Origin of the sequence: Rasiella rasia (assembly GCF_011044175.1) — a bacterium.
Classification (GTDB): Bacteria; Bacteroidota; Bacteroidia; order Flavobacteriales; family Flavobacteriaceae; genus Marinirhabdus; species Marinirhabdus rasia.
In genome coordinates this window covers 2,427,383-2,443,426 of record NZ_CP049057.1, presented here as the reverse complement: position 1 = coordinate 2,443,426, position 16,044 = coordinate 2,427,383, and the positions used below count along the sequence as shown (strand labels likewise).

Here is a 16,044-nt window from a genome sequence, read left to right as displayed (position 1 = left end):
AATACCCCTATTTATTAATAGGGGTATTTTTTTTAGATATAGTATATTTGCCACATGAACAATATGCACAATGCACCACCCGAAAACAACATGATCTGGGCTATTTTAACCACCGTCATGTGCTGCATGCCTCTTGGTATTGTGGCAATTGTTAAAGCTAATAAAGTAGAGCATTTATGGCGCCAAGGCTTTCATGCCGAGGCTCAAAAAGCCGCAGACGATGCTAAAAAGTGGTCTATTTGGAGTGCCGTTAGCATTGGAATTGGAATTGTACTTTACTTTGTCGTTGTGCTAATAATATTTGGTATACAAGGTGCAGCCAATTTATAAACGAATAAGCTGGCTTCTTGCTGTTGGAATAGTTCTAGCAGCCCTAGGATACCTCTATTTTCTTTACAATCCTACCCAACATTCTTTCTTTCTAAGCTGTCCATTTAAATCATTAACAGGATACCATTGTGCTGGCTGCGGTTCGCAAAGAGCTATTCATCAATTATTGCATGGAGAGTGGTATTCTGCGTTTCGGTTAAACCCATTCATGGTAGTATCATTACCATTGGTCTTTTATGGTTTAGGTACAAAAATCTATAATTACCTCTTTCAAAAGGAACACCGCGTACAATTATTTTATAAGCCTTGGTTTATTTATGGCTATTTTGCAATTGCCATTCTTTACTGGATATTACGTAATGTACCCTTTACTCCATTTTCTTATTTGGCTCCCACAGAATAAATTGATTTATAAGAATTTACCTACAAATTAATTTTTTTTATATATATTGCCCACACCAAATTAATGATAATTGAATTTTTTAGCTCAAAAGAGAAAGAAAATCCTTTTACAGGAAACGCTCCCGAATTCCAGTAAAGAAAATCTTTTCGACGATTTTTATTACCAAGAAATTGCCCTGTTAACAGGAGCAGGTGGGTATTGTATTAATTTTGTAGACAAAACCACCTTTATCGACCCGCAAGGAAGAAAGATTCTACAGCTTCCTAAAGACTTTAAACCTTCCCTTACCCGAAACTTGGTGCACTTATATGCCGATTCCGAAAAGTTTCGAGTAATGAACACATTTGCCGAATGCAGTGAAGGTGTTCCTTTTAAAACTACCGTTAAAATGGTAAAACACACGGGAGAAGAATTTTGGGCAAAGGCAATTGGCAAACCCATGTATGATAAAGAAGGGGATGTTATTGGAATACAAGGAGTTTTTCAAGATATTTCTGCAGAAAAAAAGAGGGAAATAGAATTAGAAAACTCAATCAAGACGATTGCTTCTCAGAATACAAGATTGCTTAATTACGCTCATTTGGTATCTCACAATTTACGTTCTCATGCTAATAATTTAAAACTGGCTCTAGAATTATTAGGCGATTTAGATAACCCAAAAGATGAAGTAGAACTAATTGATGGTTTGTCTACAATCTCTGAAGAATTGTGCTCAACAATAAAACATTTAAGTCAGATAGTAACCATACAAGATAAGTCTAAAGACAAAAAGCAACCAATCTCATTTGCTGAAGGTTTGCACGAAGCCAAAAAAGGTTTACAAACCCTTATTTCTGACAATCGAGTAGAGATATTTACGGATTTTTCTGAAGCACCGCATATAGAGTACATACCTGCATACCTCATCTCTATTTTTCGCAATTTGGTGAGCAATGCAATACAATTTAGACACCCAGATAGAAATCCTGTGATTGACATCTATACGTTAGAGAAAGAGGGGGTAATTTCATTAACTATTAAAGACAATGGCCTTGGTTTTGATGTAAAACAGCATCAAGATCAATTATTCAACATCTACCAGACGTTCCATAATGGGCCAAAAACACGTGGTACTGGCTTGTTTATGGTCAAAAATCAGATAGAAGCGCTTAACGGAAATATTCGTGTAGAAAGTGAGCCCGGACAAGGAACTACCTTCAGAATTTCATTCTAAATCTCAGAACTAGTTTCTTTGTTTTTTTTCTTCGGAAAGGCTTTTTTGTTGAAGACAATCAGCAAACCAAGTCCAACACTAATTGCCGTGTCGGCCACATTAAATACCGGATCAAAAAAGGTGAAATAGGTACCTCCCCAAAACGGAATCCATTCGGGCAACACCCCTTCCCACAACGGAAAATAAAGCATGTCAACTACTTTTCCGTAGAAAACTGAACCGTAACCACCCTCTGCCGGAAATAACGTTGCAACTTCACTTGTGCTATCGTTAAAGATTATGCCATAAAACACAGAATCTATAATATTACCCATAGCCCCAGCAAATATAAGTGCAACTGAAACTATAAGAACTCTTGCTGCATTTTTTCGCACCGAATCCCACAACCAATAACCAATACCAACAATAGCAATTAAACGGAACAACGTAAGAATTAATTTCCCGTAGGCTCCTGGAATCTGTGCTCCCCACGCCATTCCTTCATTTTCTACAAAATGAATTTTAAACCACGAGAATACATCAATCCCATCTCCCAAGATAAAAGTAGTCTTGATGTAGATTTTTGAAATTTGATCTATTAACAAGACCAAAATAATTATTGCAATGGCTTTCTTTAAGGACATAGGTTTTGAACTAAGAGGTGCAAAAATAAAGAATATTATTGGGTTTGACTCAGCGTAATATTACCATGCTTGCTTTCGGCGTAAATGGTAAATGTTCCATCACCATTGAGCATGTCTATAATAGTGCCATAATCTGTTTTTGCCTTGGCTTTAGAGTTGTGATTACCTACAGCAATTTTTATAGCCCCTCTATTTGTTTTTACGGTGGCATTTCCCGTATAATTTTTTAAAACACATGCTTCATCTTCTAGAGTTACATATAACAAATCAAATATACCCGTAGCAACAACAGAAGATGTTTTAGACGCTATAGAAACAAATAAATTTTCAGGAATAAACATACTCACAACTACGCTCACAACCTTGTGTGCTGCAAGTTTATCATCATATTTTTTTGCCAAAGGCCACAGTCCAAAACCCAAAGAAAGCCGGTTGCCAGAAACCTCCTCATGAATCACTATCTCATTAGATGTTTCGCCTTCTACATGAACAACAACGCTAATTTTATCGCTGGGCACTGCAGAAATTGTTAGTTCATGCACCCCACTAGCATCTACAATAAGCTGTGTTATGTTTTCAGAAACGTAAGTTCTAGACAGGTCTTTTTGACCATATCCATTAGGAATAGAAAAAAGCCATAAACCAAACAATACAATTGAAAGCTTCATGACTTTATAGAATAATAATTAGTTTGTGAAATCCTGCTATACAGCCGACAGACAAAATTTACCTACGCACTTTTCAAAAAATGCTGGCTCATTTACTTTTGCATGTTTTTGGCTTCTATGCTTAATGTGGCATGCGGCACCAACTTTAATCGCTCAGGATTAATAAGTTTTCCCGTTACACGACACACACCGTATGTTTTATTTTCTATTCGGATTAACGCATTTTTTAGGTCACGAATAAATTTTTCTTGTCTAATTGCCAACTGAGAGGCCGTTTCTTTACTCATCACCTCACTACCTTCATCAAACGCTTTAAACGTAGGTGACGTATCATCGGTACCGTTGTTACTATCGTTTTTATAGGCACTTTCAATAAGTTCTAAATGTGCCTGCGCTTTATCTATTTTCTCATTAATTAAAGCTCTAAATTCTGCCAATTCTGAGTCGCTATACCTGTTTTTTATATCTTCTGCCATGATCAGTTCTTTTTAATTTGTAATCGAGTTACTATATCATCAAACGATATTTCTGTACCCTTATCAACTTGTGGTACAAACTGTAACCCATTGGTTAGGGTTTCTTGTTTTATATATTCTAAGTTTTCTTCTACTGCTGGTATAAGTATGCTATTATCCTGCAACGTTACATTAATCTTGTCGGTAACTTCAAAACCAGAGTCTTTTCTTAAGTTTTGTATGCGGTTTACCAGTTCCCGAGCAATACCTTCATTCTTTAGCACTGGTGTGATTGTTACATCTAGCGCAACAGTTATGCCATTTGCATTTGCAACTAACCAGCCTTCAATATCTTGCGAGCTAATAACCACATCATCCAGGGTTAATGTAATATTTTTTTCATTAACCATAACAGTAATCGCCTCTTCTTTTTCTAACGTCGCAATTTCTTCTTGTCCAAATTGCTGAATTACAGCCGCTACCATTTTCATGTCTTTACCGTAGCGCGGACCCAATTTTTTAAAATCTGGCTTAATTTGCTTTACTAAAATACCCGATCCTTCATCAATTAGCTCAATTTCCTTTACGTTTACTTCGCTCTTAATTAATGGGGCAACGGCTTCAATTTCTTTTCTAGTTGCCTCATCAAGTACTGGAACCATAATTTTTTGAAGCGGTTGACGTACCTTAATCTTCTCTCGTTGACGTAACGATAATACCAAAGAAGATATTGTTTGGGCGCGTTGCATTTTGCGCTCTAATGTTTTATCTATCAAAGAGGTATCTGCTTTAGGGAAATCACTTAAGTGCACAGATGCCTTCACATTGTCTAAAGTAACCCCCGCGGTTAAATCCTTATAAAGTCTATCCATAAAAAATGGTGCAACAGGAGCTCCCAATTGAGCCACAGTCACCAAACATGTATACAAGGTTTGGTAGGCAGAAATTTTATCTTCTGCATATTCTCCTTTCCAAAAACGCCTTCTGCTCAGTCTAACAAACCAATTACTCAAGTTTTCTTGTACAAATTTAGAAATTGCCCGTGTAGCTTTGGTTGGTTCATAGTCTGAAAATGCTTCATCTACTTCTTCTATCAACGTATTTAATTCTGATAGAATCCAGCGATCTATTTCTGGACGCTTTTCCGAAGCAATAGGTGCCTCAGCATATTCAAAATTGTCAAGATTTGCATACAAGCTAAAGAAGCCATAGGTATTGTATAGTGTGCCAAAGAATTTATTACGCACCTCGCCTATTCCCTCTATATCAAATTTAAGGTTATCCCACGGGTTCGCGTTGCTAATCATATACCAACGGGTAGCATCGGGACCATAAGTACTTAACACTTCAAACGGGTCTGCTGCATTCCCCAAACGCTTAGACATTTTTTGACCGTTTTTATCTAACACCAAACCATTACTCACAACATTTTTGTAAGCAACATCATCAAATATCATGGTTGCAATGGCATGTAAGGTATAGAACCAACCGCGTGTTTGATCTACGCCTTCTGCTATAAAATCTGCCTTTCTCCAGGTCTCTTCTACTTTGTCTTTATTCTCAAAAGGATAATGCCATTGTGCATACGGCATAGAGCCACTATCAAACCAAACATCTATAAGGTCTGCTTCTCGTTTCATTGGCTGTCCGCTTGGAGACACCAAAACAATTTCATCAACAATATTCTTGTGCAGGTCTACAGTATCATAGTTTTCTTCGGAAAAATTACCTACTTCAAAATCGGCAAAAATGTCTTTCGACATAATCCCTGCCTTTACGGCTTTCTCCATTTCAGCTTTAAGCTCTTCTATTGAACCTATAACTATCTCTTCCTTTCCATCTTCTGTGCGCCAAAGTGGCAACGGGATCCCCCAGTATCGAGATCGACTTAAATTCCAGTCGTTCGCATTTGCCAGCCAATTTCCAAAACGACCCTCACCAGTTGCTTTGGGCTTCCAATTAATTGTTTCGTTTAGCTCGTGCATTCTATCTCTAAACTCAGTCACTTTTATAAACCAAGAATCTAGTGGATAATATAAAATAGGCTTGTCTGTACGCCAACAATTTGGATAACTGTGCACATACTTTTCAACCTTAAAAGCCTTGTTTTCTGTCTTCAATTTAATGGCAAGCTCTACATCTACACTTTTTTCAGGAACTTCATCATCTGCATAGTATTCATTCTTTACATATTTTCCTCCCAATTCATCCATCTCTGGTCTAAACTTCCCCTGCAAATCTACTAACGGTACTAAGTTTCCGTTTTCGTCTTTCACCAAAAGTGGCGGTACTTCCGGCACGGCTTGTTTGGCTACCAATGCATCGTCTGCACCAAAAGTAGGTGCGGTATGAACGATTCCTGTACCATCTTCTGTGGTTACAAAATCTCCTGCAATGATTCTAAATGCATTTTCAGGATTGTTATATGGCTTTGCGTAGATTAATAGCTGCTCATATTTAATTTCCAGTAAATCGGCTCCCTTGAATTCTTTTACGACAAAGAAGGGTATCTTTTTATCGCCTTGAGTATACCCATCAAGTGCCTCTTCATTTTCTGTTTGGTCGTATTTTCCACTAAACTGTTTTGCAACTAAGTTCTTAGCCAACACTACATAAATAGGCTGAAATGTATATTGATTAAATGTCTTAACCAACACATAGTCAATCTTAGCACCCACAGTTAAGGCCGTATTGCTCGGAAGGGTCCAAGGTGTTGTGGTCCATGCTAAAAAATGAACGTTGTTAGACTCTTTTGCTAAGAAATCAGGCAACGTATTTGCAACTGCCTTAAACTGCGCTACCACTGTAGTGTCGGTGACATCTTGATATGTGCCTGGCTGATTGAGTTCGTGAGAGCTCAAGCCAGTTCCAGCTTTAGGAGAATACGGTTGTATAGTATAACCCTTATACAACAAATCTTTATTGTAAATCTGTTTGAGCAACCACCATACAGATTCCATGTATTTTGGTTTGTACGTGATGTACGGGTCTTCCATATCTACCCAATAGCCGTAGCTTTCGGTAACTTTATTCCAAACATCTGTATAGCGCATAACTGCTTTTCTACATGCGTCGTTATACGATTCTACAGAAATTTTCTTTCCTATGTCTTCTTTAGTAATACCTAGCTCCTTCTCTACCCCCAATTCTATTGGTAGCCCATGTGTATCCCAGCCCGCTTTTCGGTCTACTTTAAATCCTTTTTGGGTTTTATAACGGCAAAAGATATCTTTTATCGCACGAGCCATTACGTGGTGAATACCCGGTAAACCATTGGCAGACGGTGGTCCTTCAAAAAATACGAAAGGCGTGGCTCCCTCACGAATGGCAATACTCTGCTCGAAAATGTTTTCACGTTTCCAAAAATCTAGTACGTCCTCGCCCAATTTAGGAAGGTCTAAGCCTTTGTATTCTTTAAATGATTTACTCATAACCGGTTTTGCTTCAATAAGGGTGCGAATTTACGGAATTTTTGATTGAAAATTAACGTCTTGACGCCTTTGAATTAAGAAGAGATTGTATAAAAGTTGCTTTTAGGAGCAACACTGGTATTGAAGTATAAATCATATACGTAGCTCTACGTATTTTTAGGTTGTACAATTTGTCATAGCTTTACAACTGGCACATCTTAAATTGCTTAAACAACAATCTTATGTTGAAACCCTTTTTTTTATTGTTTTTCTTTGCGCTCTTTTTTCTTTTTACTTCTGAAAGTTTAGCACAAGAAGATTTAAACAATAATAAGCAAATCTAAGAGCCCTTTTCAATGTTTTGAAAAGGGCTCTTTTAATTCTTAGCTGCTACAAACAGCTTTTATAATTTTAACAAGCTAGATTCTAACCAAGCGAATTTCTAAAGTTGTAACAGTAGAAGAATCTGGAGATGTAGTGGTTTCAGTACTTACTAACCTTACTTCGTTTTCATTAAATAAGGTAACATCGAACGTAGTATCAACACCGTCAAGATCCGCAAAAGATATAGTTTGTGCATTGGCATTTACTACATACGTACCGCTATCATTATCAATATCAACGATTTCAGTGTCTGTTTCTGTCTGTCCAGCCACCGTTACCGACGTAGTTACTCTATATTGCCCATCTACTGTAAGTGTACCATTATCGTTAACATCAAAAATTACTTGAAATGTATCTCCTACAATAGTAGTAACGGCTGTAATTGGCACTCCTTTAAATTCTGTAGTTGTTTCAATTTCACCGTTAAATAAGGTAAGATCGTACATCCCAGCAAAATTACTATTGCTTAACAAAAATGTATTGTCATTGTCATCGTCTTTTTTACATCCTATAAGCGTAGCAACTGCTAAAAATGTAATTAAAATTGTTTTGAAAGTTTTCATGTGTGTTATTTTTTGCAAAGATAGTTTTACATTCTAAATAACAATACTTTATAACACAATATTGTAGTACGAGGCGAATACACTTATTTTTCTATCTTTAACACCTAACCTAAGCCTTCCATTTTGAAAAAACGTTACTTACTTCTTTTGCTCCTTCCTTGTTCGTTATTTGCCCAAGACTATGTGGATCTTGTAAAAATTGGCTACGGGCAAACATTTAATAATGAATTTGAAGGCACTAACAACAGTACGTATGTAAAATCTTTTGACGCAGACCTAACCGTTCCTATAGTTTTAAATAACAAGCATGCACTTGTTACAGGCGCTGTTTATAATAGAAGTAATCTACAATTATTTCCAGAAGCAGATTTTACAAGCCTTCACAGTACAATTGTAAAATTAGGATTGGCATCTACCTATAACGACACATGGAGTAGTACTGTGGTTTTGTTACCAAAAATAGCTTCAGATTATGTAAATAGCACAAGTGAAGATTTCTATTTTGGCGGGGTTGCTTTGCTGAAATATCAAAAAAATGAACACTTAAAATATCGATTCGGATTTTATGCCTCAACCGAAGCTTTCGGAGCTTTCACCACCCCCATCGTTGGCTGGTACTATTTGAGTCCGAATTCTAAATTTGAAATGGACGTCTCTTTGCCCATTGCCGCAGACGTAAACTACACTTTTGGAATAACCACTGTTGGATTTGACTATATTGGTATTGGCAGAAGTTTCCGCATAACAGAAAATAATGCAGATGTTTATGCAGACGTAACCGAACTTAATTTTGCTTCCTATCTTCAATTTAATGCTCTTGAAAAAAGCGTATTGTTACGTGCCAAATTTGGTTACTCCAGCAGTAATTACGAGCTATACCCTAACGGAGATACCATAGACTTAGGATTATCTGCGTTTAGTTTTGGCGATGATAGAACTCCTTTAAATCCTGAAATAAACGGCGGTTTTTACCTAAAATTTGAGGCAATTTATAGATTCGATATTTCCGAAGAAGAGAAAGCAGAGTAAGAAATCTTTGTTATCTTTAAGCTATGGAGCGTACTTGTCCGGAATGTGGTGATAAATTAATTGGTCGAGCAGATAAAAAATACTGTAGCGATGCTTGTCGCAATGCGCACAACAATTCTTTAAATAAAGACAGAAAAAACCTAGTTAGAAACGTAAACAATAGACTGCGGAAAAACTATAGAATACTAGAAGCTCTTAACACAAAAGACAAAACCAAAGTAAAAAAAGAAACCCTGCTTAAACACGGGTTTAACTTTAAGTTTTATACCAGTCAGTATATTACCAAACGTGGCGACACCTACAATTATGTATACGACCAAGGGTATCTCCCGTTAGAAGGTGATTGGTTTTTGTTAGTTAAGACAGAAATGACACTCTAATTTTACGCTTTTTAAAAAATTATTTCCAGCTATTACCTTTAAGTTCTAGTGCGGCCTTTAGTACATCTTTTTGGCTAATAAGTCCTACTAATTTGCCTTCTTGCACAATTGGGAATCTTCTGCGGCGTGAGCTTAAAAATTTATCTGCGGCGTCAAATAAATTCATTTCTCCATCTATCGTTTCTACCTCCTTTGCCATGTGATCTTCTACTTTTACATCTTGCATGGGGTGGTTGTGATATCGACTGCTGCTAATTTGTTTCATACAATCTCCTTCAGAAATAATTCCAACAAGTTCATTTTTATCATTCACTACTGGGCCACCAGAAATCTTCTTCTTAATTAACGTATTCATAACTTCCAACACAGATTGTTGGGGCTTAAACGTTGTTAAATCCGTACTCATATAATCAGATACTTTTATATCTTCTGAAGTTCCCTTTGTGGGTTTTGCTCGTTTTCCTCTATAACTTTTAATTGCCATATTTTCAAATATTTAAATGTAAGATACGCAAAATTGGCATTCAAAATTGTTAAGAAAAATACTAAGTGCCAACATTTAACGAAATGTTGTACTTTTAGTTTCGTAAAAACCAACTCATGAAGTTCTTCTCCGGTCTCCTTTCATTTGTAATAATTCTATTTTTTATTTGGTATAGCTTTTTCAGTTTAATGCCAAGTTCTGGCACACCAGCAACGGCAGATAAAACTCAATTTTCTACCCAGCGCGCGCTGCAACCGCTAAAAGAAATAACCAAAGCGCCTCACTTCCACGGTAGCGAAGAACATACACGCGTACGAGAATACTTAGTACAGCAACTTCAAGAGCTTGGCTTAGAGACCGAAGTACAAGAAGGATTTGTGCTTAATGAATCATGGCGTGGACTAGACAAGCCTAAGAATGTTATCGGGGTCTTAAAAGGTTCAGGAAATGGAAAATCACTCATTTTGCTTTCGCATTACGACAGTGCTAAAGTTCCTAGCTTTGGTGCCAGTGATGCAGGTAGTGGTATTGTAACTATTTTAGAAAGTTTACGAGCCTATAAAGCTGCTGGCAAAACACCAAAAAACGACATCATTGTGCTTTTTAGTGATGCCGAAGAGCTCGGACTAGACGGTGCCCAATTGTTTGTTCATAAGCATCCTTTAGCTAAAAACGCAGGACTTGTACTTAATTTTGAAGCTCGAGGAAGTGGTGGCCCTAGCAACATGATTCTAGAAACCAATGGCGGTAATGCCAATCTGGTAAAAGCCTTTGTAGATGCAAATCCGGAGTATCCTGTTGCTTCTTCTTTAATGTATAGCATCTATAAAATGCTACCTAACGATACAGATTCTACTGTGTTCAGAGAAGATGGTGATATAGACAGCTTTTTCTTTGCCTTTATAGACGATCATTACGACTACCATACCGCCAATGACAATGTTGAAAATCTAGATGAAAACACCCTCCAACATCAAGGTTCTTACCTCTTGCCGCTACTTCATTATTTTGGAGATGCAGATCTTTCAACTCTAAAAGCTGAAGAAGATTATGTGTACGTAAATGCTCCTTTTGTTAAAATGATTTCCTACCCCTTTTCATGGATTTTACCCATGCTAATTATTGCCATAGTCTTGTTTTTAGCGTTGGTATTTTACGGGATTTCACGAGGAAAGCTAAAAGGGAAAGCTATTGGGAAAGGATTTGCAGCTTTCTTGTTATCGCTCATTTTATGTGGGGCGGTTGGCTATTTTGGATGGATGTTACTTAAGATTATATACCCGCACTACGGTGAAATTCAGCATGGGTTTACCTACAATGGGCATTGGTATATTGCTTTCTTTGTAGTACTTTCTTCTGCCATTGTCTTTAAAATATACCGAAATTTTAAGGTAGCTAAAGATGTTCCTAGTTTTTATGTGGCCCCGCTTATTTTTTGGATCATTATTAACGTGGTTGTTTTTGTTATGCTGAAAGGTGCTGCCTATTGGATTATCCCCGTGTTTTTTGGGTTGTTGTCTTTCTTTATTTTGCTGAAACAAGAAAAACCAAGTTTAATTCTACTAACTCTTTTGGCAATACCTGCACTGTCGTTTTTTGCGCCACTCATACAATTTTTCCCTGTTGGGTTAGGTCTTGAAATGTTAGTGATTAGTTGTGTTTTTGTTGTGTTGTTATTTGGACTCGTGGTGCCTGTTTTTGGACGTTACCGTTGGAAAAATATCATTGCTTTAAGTGCTGCAGTGTTTGCAGTAGTCTTATTTTTTGTTGCAAATGCAAAAAGTGATTTTACTGAAACGCGACAAAAACCAAATAGTCTTATATACTATCAAAACGCAGACACTAACAAAAACTATTGGCTTACATACGACAATATTTTAGACTCATGGACACAAGGGTACTTAGGTAATAGTCCCGAAGCAGCCAATAAATTTATCACCAATGCCGCAGGAAGCAAGTACAATACCGGATACAGTTTTGGTGCTCCGGCTCCAGAAAAAAGCATTACACCATTTGAAGTACGTTTAGAAGAAGATAGTGTTAACAACGGGCAACGCAGCGTCACTTTTACGATTATTCCAAAACGCGACGTTCATGAAATTGATGTGTATACAGATGTTGAGACTCAATTTTCTTCCCTTGCATTTAACGGGCAAATAGTATCTCAAGACACCGTAAATAACGGGTATTACAAAAGAAAAAGTAACACGTTGGTTCGATATTTTGTAGCCGACCATGATTCTTTGGAAATTTCCTATACCACCAACGCGGCAACCGACGTACAATTTCAGGTGATGGAGTATTCTTATGACTTGCTCAACCATCCGCAATTTACCATCAACAAACGACCTAAAAACACCATGCCAAAGCCGTTTATAAATACAGACGCCGTTGTGGTTAAACGAAGCTTTTCCGTAGCTAACCTTCCAAAGAAAATAAAAGACACACTCATTGAAACCCCAGCCATAGATGACTAAAACAATTGGCATCGCAGGCTTAGGATGGCTCGGAAAACCACTTGCCAACAAACTTGCAGTACTCGGGTATGCCGTAAAAGGTACTGTAACCAGCCGCGAAAAAGCTACGCAGCTACAACAAAAAGGCATTAATGCATTTTATCTAGAAATTACCGAGACAGGGCTAGAAGGTGAACCCCAAGGATTTCTGAAAAATGTAGACACTTTAATCGTGATGATACCCCCAGGGCTGCGTAGAAATACAGGAGCAGATTATGTGATGAAAATGACTCATTTTTTACAGTGCATTGAAACGGCACAAGTACTTAATTGTATTTATATAAGCAGTACATCGGTGTACGGAGATGAACAAGGTATTGTAACCGAAAAAGATGCCCCAAAACCAGAAAATGAAGCTGGCAGGCAATTGGCACAAGTCGAGCAGTTATTTTTCACTTCTAATGCCAAAACCACTGTTGTACGCTTTGGCGGCCTTCTAGGTGGCAGCAGACAGCCCGCACGATATTTAGCAGGCAGAAAAGATTTGAGCGGCGCAAACGCGCCCGTAAACCTTATTCACAGAAAAGACTGTATTCGTATTATTACTGAAATTTTAAAGCAAGATGCATACGGTCATATTTTTAATGCAGTTCACCCGCAGCACCCAACAAAGGAAACGTACTATACCGAAAAGACAAAAGAGTTAGGGTTAGAAACCCCGCATTTTGCGAAAAACACCGATGAACTTTATAAACAAGTAGATTCGGTGAATTTGGAACAGGTCTTGGGGTATACTTTTTCTTCTGATATTTAAATTTATTATTCCCACATATATTTCACAAATAAAAAAGGGGAAATCTAAATGATTTCCCCTTTTTTTAATTTTAATTATTTAGTTACCAAATGCGTACTCTGTTTTCTGGAGCAACATACATTGGGTCACCTTCTACAATGTTAAACGCTTCGTAAAAAGCATCTACATTCTTTAGAGGTTCTGTAGCTCTATAACGTCCCGGCGAGTGTGGGTCTGTTTTAATTTGTGTACGTAGCGACTCTTCACGCTGCTTTGTACGCCACACAGTAGCCCAACTCATAAAGAAACGTTGTTCTGCCGTAAATCCGTCTACATCTTCTGGGCGACCGTTTTCTTTGTAGAACAATTGCAACCCATCGTAAGCGCCTAAAACGCCTCCAAGGTCACCAATGTTCTCACCTAGGGTGAATTTACCATTAATAAACACACTGTCTAGCACCTCAACATTATCATACTGCTCTGCTAAGGCATTTCCACGTTCTGTGAACTTCTCAAGATCTGAATCGCTCCACCAGTTTACCAAGTTACCATCACCATCAAAGCGAGATCCACTGTCGTCAAAAGCATGTGAAATCTCATGACCAATTACAGCACCCATACCACCGTAGTTTACAGCTTCGTCTGCTTTGTAATCGTAAAATGGAGGTTGTAGTATTGCCGCCGGAAAAACAATCTCGTTATTAAACGGATTGAAATATGCGTTTACTGTTTGTGGAGACATACCCCACTCTGTTCTATCTACTGGCTCGTTAATTCTGTCTAAGTTGTCTTTTAACTGCCATTCGTTTACTGCCATCATATTTTCAAAGTAGGTATTACCTGCTTTTACATTCATAGAAGAATAGTCTTTCCATTTATCTGGATATCCTATTTTCACCGTAAACTTATCTAGTTTTTCAACAGCTTTTACTTTGGTAGAATCGCTCATCCAATCTAGATTCATGATACGAGCTTTGTACGCCGTAATGACATTAGCAATCATTATTTCTGCTTTTTCTTTCGCTTCTGGCGGAAATTTCTGATCGACATACAATTGTCCTACAGCTTCACCAACGCTTCCGTTTACGGTAGCTAGTGCGCGCTCGTCTGCTGGACGTTGTTTTTTAGCCCCACTTAAATACTGGCTATAAAATTCCCAGTTTGCAGTTTCGATTTCTGTAGATAATGCGCCTGCAGCATCGTTTAACGTTTGCCAACGCATTACCGTTTTCCAAAGGTCAATATCTTTTTTAGCCAATGTTTTCTGAACCGTTTCCATATAAGCTGGCTGCATCACAATAAGTGTATCTACTGTTTTAGAAACTCCTAAATCTTTTAAGGCTATTTCCCACTGAATTGCTGGAACCATTGCCTGAACTTGAGCCATAGCTCTCGGGTTGTTAAAGTTTCTAAAGTCACGACTTGCAACTTTATCTAATCTTGGTTCTGCCAAGGTAGTTTCAAAAGCAAGAATAGCTTCTGCTTGCGTACGGGCATCTTCTTCAGAATCGCCTAAAAACTGAAGCATTCTTGTAATATGGTCAACATATTTAGCACGAATCTCTATAGACTTAGCATCTGTATTGGTGTAATAATCTCTGTCTGGAAGTCCTAAACCACCTGGTGTAACATATGCAGAATTCATTGCACTATTACTTGGGTTAGAAAAAGCTGCCAGCCCAAAAAACGGCTGTGATACCGCAATCTGAGTAGTTATAACTTTTTGAAAATCTTCTGTAGTTTCTATACTTGCAATTGCATCTAATGCAGGTTGCAGTGGCTGAATTCCAGCTTTGTTTCTAGCTACAGTATCTAACTCTGAAGCAAAAATCGCCAAGGCTTTAGCCTGATCTGTGTTCTCGCCGTACTTTCCGCTTTCCTTTGCATTTTTCAAAATTTCAAGAACATCTTTATCTGTAGACTTTCTTAATACTCCGAAGCCACCCCAACGCACTTGATCGTCTGGGATTTCAGTATTTTTCATCCAACTTCCATTCACATAGTTGTAGAAATCGTCTCTTGGATTAACAGTGGTATCCATATTCGCAAGGATAATACCGTGTTCTTCTGTATCGGCAATTGCCATGTTTTTGTCTGTATCGTTCTTACAAGAAGTAGCAACAATTGCTACAGCTGCCATGGCACACACAGACGTTATTAGGTGTTTTTTCATTTTTTGGTTTTTAAATTATCGAGTTGTTAGTAGTAGAAATGTGTTATTTGTTACACTTATTATTGCTTATTGTCTTGAATTTCTGACTTGTACACCGAGTCTAGAAAACGCTGTTGTTGTTCTAACTCCTTTTTCTCGCTTTCTTTTAATTCTTCGTCAATTTTATTTTTCTTAAAGGTTCTATTAATTTCAGTGAAAAGGGTTGCCGCGGCAAGATTCATTTCTTTCAGGCTATTTTCCAATTGCAGCGAGTCAATCTTATCATAGCTTGCTAGTTGGTTAAGCAATTTAGCGCGCGTATTTGCCAATATAAGTCGTGCGTAAATAGGTCGTGTATCAAGAGCTTCAGGTATATTTTTTTGCAAGGAGTCTGTTTCTAGAATTAAGCCTCCACTCCTACCTTTAATAACCGCTACAGTCTGATTCTTTAATAAGGATACATTCTCTTCAAAATCATCGAAAACTGACCATTTTTCGGTTTCTATTCTTGCCACTTCGGAAACTTTAGGCAATGGCGCCATGGTACTTCCATAAAGAGCCTTAGCCTGTTGCTCATCATTAACGACTGCTGTAGTATCTTCAGAAGTTTCAGCACAAGAAAAAGGCAGCAGTACTAAAGTGAAAAGAACTAAAATAATTCGAAAATAAAATGTCATATCTTCTAAAATAGTAGCGGCAAA

The 16,044-nt window shown here is 37.6% G+C and carries 15 protein-coding genes; 7 read left to right on the top strand and 8 right to left on the bottom strand.

All coding sequences use genetic code 11. The features are described from left to right. The first annotated feature begins 54 nt into the window (after window positions 1-54). The 3 genes from G5B37_RS11030 to G5B37_RS11020 all read left to right on the top strand — a co-directional run bounded on the left by G5B37_RS11030 (window position 55) and on the right by G5B37_RS11020 (window position 1,946). Window positions 55-330: a CD225/dispanin family protein gene (locus tag G5B37_RS11030; protein ID WP_164680087.1), complete on the top strand. Its 276-nt coding sequence runs from the start codon at window positions 55-57 to the stop codon at window positions 328-330. Further along, window positions 314-733 (top strand): DUF2752 domain-containing protein, encoded by a 420-nt coding sequence (locus G5B37_RS15290; RefSeq protein ID WP_164680086.1) that lies wholly within the window; start codon window positions 314-316, stop codon window positions 731-733. Before G5B37_RS11030 ends, G5B37_RS15290 begins: the two co-directional genes overlap by 17 nt. Window positions 734-803: 70 nt before the next feature. Beyond that, entirely contained in the window at window positions 804-1,946 is a 1,143-nt protein-coding gene (locus G5B37_RS11020; RefSeq protein WP_164680085.1) for a PAS domain-containing sensor histidine kinase, read from the top strand. Here the strand turns inward: G5B37_RS11020 and G5B37_RS11015 are convergent. The 5 genes from G5B37_RS11015 to G5B37_RS10995 form a co-directional block, all read right to left on the bottom strand. Then, window positions 1,943-2,569 carry a lipoprotein signal peptidase gene (locus G5B37_RS11015; RefSeq protein WP_164680084.1) on the bottom strand — a complete coding sequence of 209 codons (627 nt, stop codon included), beginning with the start codon at window positions 2,567-2,569 and terminating at the stop codon, window positions 1,943-1,945. The genes G5B37_RS11020 and G5B37_RS11015 overlap by 4 nt on opposite strands. A 35-nt stretch (window positions 2,570-2,604) precedes the next feature. Beyond that, window positions 2,605-3,237: a hypothetical protein gene (locus G5B37_RS11010; protein ID WP_164680083.1), complete on the bottom strand. Its 633-nt coding sequence runs from the start codon at window positions 3,235-3,237 to the stop codon at window positions 2,605-2,607. Between the two features lie 92 nt (window positions 3,238-3,329). After that, window positions 3,330-3,713: a TraR/DksA family transcriptional regulator gene (locus G5B37_RS11005; protein WP_164680082.1), complete on the bottom strand. Its 384-nt coding sequence runs from the start codon at window positions 3,711-3,713 to the stop codon at window positions 3,330-3,332. Window positions 3,714-3,715: 2 nt separating this feature from the next. Beyond that, window positions 3,716-7,123, bottom strand: a complete 3,408-nt coding sequence (ileS, locus tag G5B37_RS11000) for an isoleucine--tRNA ligase (RefSeq protein ID WP_164680081.1) — start codon at window positions 7,121-7,123, stop codon at window positions 3,716-3,718. Between the two features lie 398 nt (window positions 7,124-7,521). Then, a complete protein-coding gene (locus G5B37_RS10995; protein WP_164680080.1) occupies window positions 7,522-8,049 on the bottom strand; it encodes a hypothetical protein in 528 nt (175 codons plus the stop codon). A 123-nt stretch (window positions 8,050-8,172) separates the two neighbouring features. Here G5B37_RS10995 and G5B37_RS10990 point away from each other — a divergent pair, with 123 nt between their 5' ends. Continuing rightward, on the top strand, window positions 8,173-9,078 hold the full coding sequence (locus G5B37_RS10990) for a DUF6268 family outer membrane beta-barrel protein (RefSeq protein ID WP_164680079.1): 906 nt from the start codon (window positions 8,173-8,175) through the stop codon (window positions 9,076-9,078). Between the two features lie 23 nt (window positions 9,079-9,101). Beyond that, window positions 9,102-9,458, top strand: coding sequence for a hypothetical protein (locus G5B37_RS10985; RefSeq protein ID WP_164680078.1), 357 nt, complete (start codon window positions 9,102-9,104; stop codon window positions 9,456-9,458). Window positions 9,459-9,477: 19 nt separating this feature from the next. Here the strand turns inward: G5B37_RS10985 and G5B37_RS10980 are convergent, their stop codons facing one another. Further along, window positions 9,478-9,942: a CBS domain-containing protein gene (locus G5B37_RS10980; protein WP_164680077.1), complete on the bottom strand. Its 465-nt coding sequence runs from the start codon at window positions 9,940-9,942 to the stop codon at window positions 9,478-9,480. Window positions 9,943-10,058: 116 nt separating this feature from the next. On the opposite strand from G5B37_RS10980, the gene G5B37_RS10975 reads away from it, so the two are divergent. Both G5B37_RS10975 and G5B37_RS10970 read left to right on the top strand, forming a co-directional pair. Further along, window positions 10,059-12,419: a M20/M25/M40 family metallo-hydrolase gene (locus G5B37_RS10975; protein ID WP_164680076.1), complete on the top strand. Its 2,361-nt coding sequence runs from the start codon at window positions 10,059-10,061 to the stop codon at window positions 12,417-12,419. After that, on the top strand, window positions 12,412-13,212 hold the full coding sequence (locus tag G5B37_RS10970) for an NAD(P)-binding domain-containing protein (RefSeq protein WP_164680075.1): 801 nt from the start codon (window positions 12,412-12,414) through the stop codon (window positions 13,210-13,212). The genes G5B37_RS10975 and G5B37_RS10970 overlap by 8 nt, the downstream gene beginning before the upstream one ends. A gap of 82 nt (window positions 13,213-13,294) precedes the next feature. Here the strand turns inward: G5B37_RS10970 and G5B37_RS10965 are convergent, their stop codons facing one another. Further along, on the bottom strand, window positions 13,295-15,364 hold the full coding sequence (locus G5B37_RS10965) for a M13 family metallopeptidase (RefSeq protein ID WP_164680074.1): 2,070 nt from the start codon (window positions 15,362-15,364) through the stop codon (window positions 13,295-13,297). A gap of 59 nt (window positions 15,365-15,423) precedes the next feature. After that, window positions 15,424-16,020 carry a hypothetical protein gene (locus G5B37_RS10960; RefSeq protein WP_164680073.1) on the bottom strand — a complete coding sequence of 199 codons (597 nt, stop codon included), beginning with the start codon at window positions 16,018-16,020 and terminating at the stop codon, window positions 15,424-15,426. Window positions 16,021-16,044: the final 24 nt, after the last annotated feature.

What these genes read in the sequence shown, in the direction of transcription:
- G5B37_RS11030 (WP_164680087.1), top strand. Translation starts at nt 55, where the DNA reads ATGAACAATATGCACAATGCACCACCCGAAAACAACATGATCTGGGCT.
- G5B37_RS11015 (WP_164680084.1), bottom strand. Translation starts at nt 2,569, where the DNA reads ATGTCCTTAAAGAAAGCCATTGCAATAATTATTTTGGTCTTGTTAATA.
- G5B37_RS11010 (WP_164680083.1), bottom strand. Translation starts at nt 3,237, where the DNA reads ATGAAGCTTTCAATTGTATTGTTTGGTTTATGGCTTTTTTCTATTCCT.
- G5B37_RS11005 (WP_164680082.1), bottom strand. Translation starts at nt 3,713, where the DNA reads ATGGCAGAAGATATAAAAAACAGGTATAGCGACTCAGAATTGGCAGAA.
- ileS (WP_164680081.1), bottom strand. Translation starts at nt 7,123, where the DNA reads ATGAGTAAATCATTTAAAGAATACAAAGGCTTAGACCTTCCTAAATTG.
- G5B37_RS10995 (WP_164680080.1), bottom strand. Translation starts at nt 8,049, where the DNA reads ATGAAAACTTTCAAAACAATTTTAATTACATTTTTAGCAGTTGCTACG.
- G5B37_RS10985 (WP_164680078.1), top strand. Translation starts at nt 9,102, where the DNA reads ATGGAGCGTACTTGTCCGGAATGTGGTGATAAATTAATTGGTCGAGCA.
- G5B37_RS10980 (WP_164680077.1), bottom strand. Translation starts at nt 9,942, where the DNA reads ATGGCAATTAAAAGTTATAGAGGAAAACGAGCAAAACCCACAAAGGGA.
- G5B37_RS10975 (WP_164680076.1), top strand. Translation starts at nt 10,059, where the DNA reads ATGAAGTTCTTCTCCGGTCTCCTTTCATTTGTAATAATTCTATTTTTT.
- G5B37_RS10970 (WP_164680075.1), top strand. Translation starts at nt 12,412, where the DNA reads ATGACTAAAACAATTGGCATCGCAGGCTTAGGATGGCTCGGAAAACCA.
- G5B37_RS10965 (WP_164680074.1), bottom strand. Translation starts at nt 15,364, where the DNA reads ATGAAAAAACACCTAATAACGTCTGTGTGTGCCATGGCAGCTGTAGCA.
- G5B37_RS10960 (WP_164680073.1), bottom strand. Translation starts at nt 16,020, where the DNA reads ATGACATTTTATTTTCGAATTATTTTAGTTCTTTTCACTTTAGTACTG.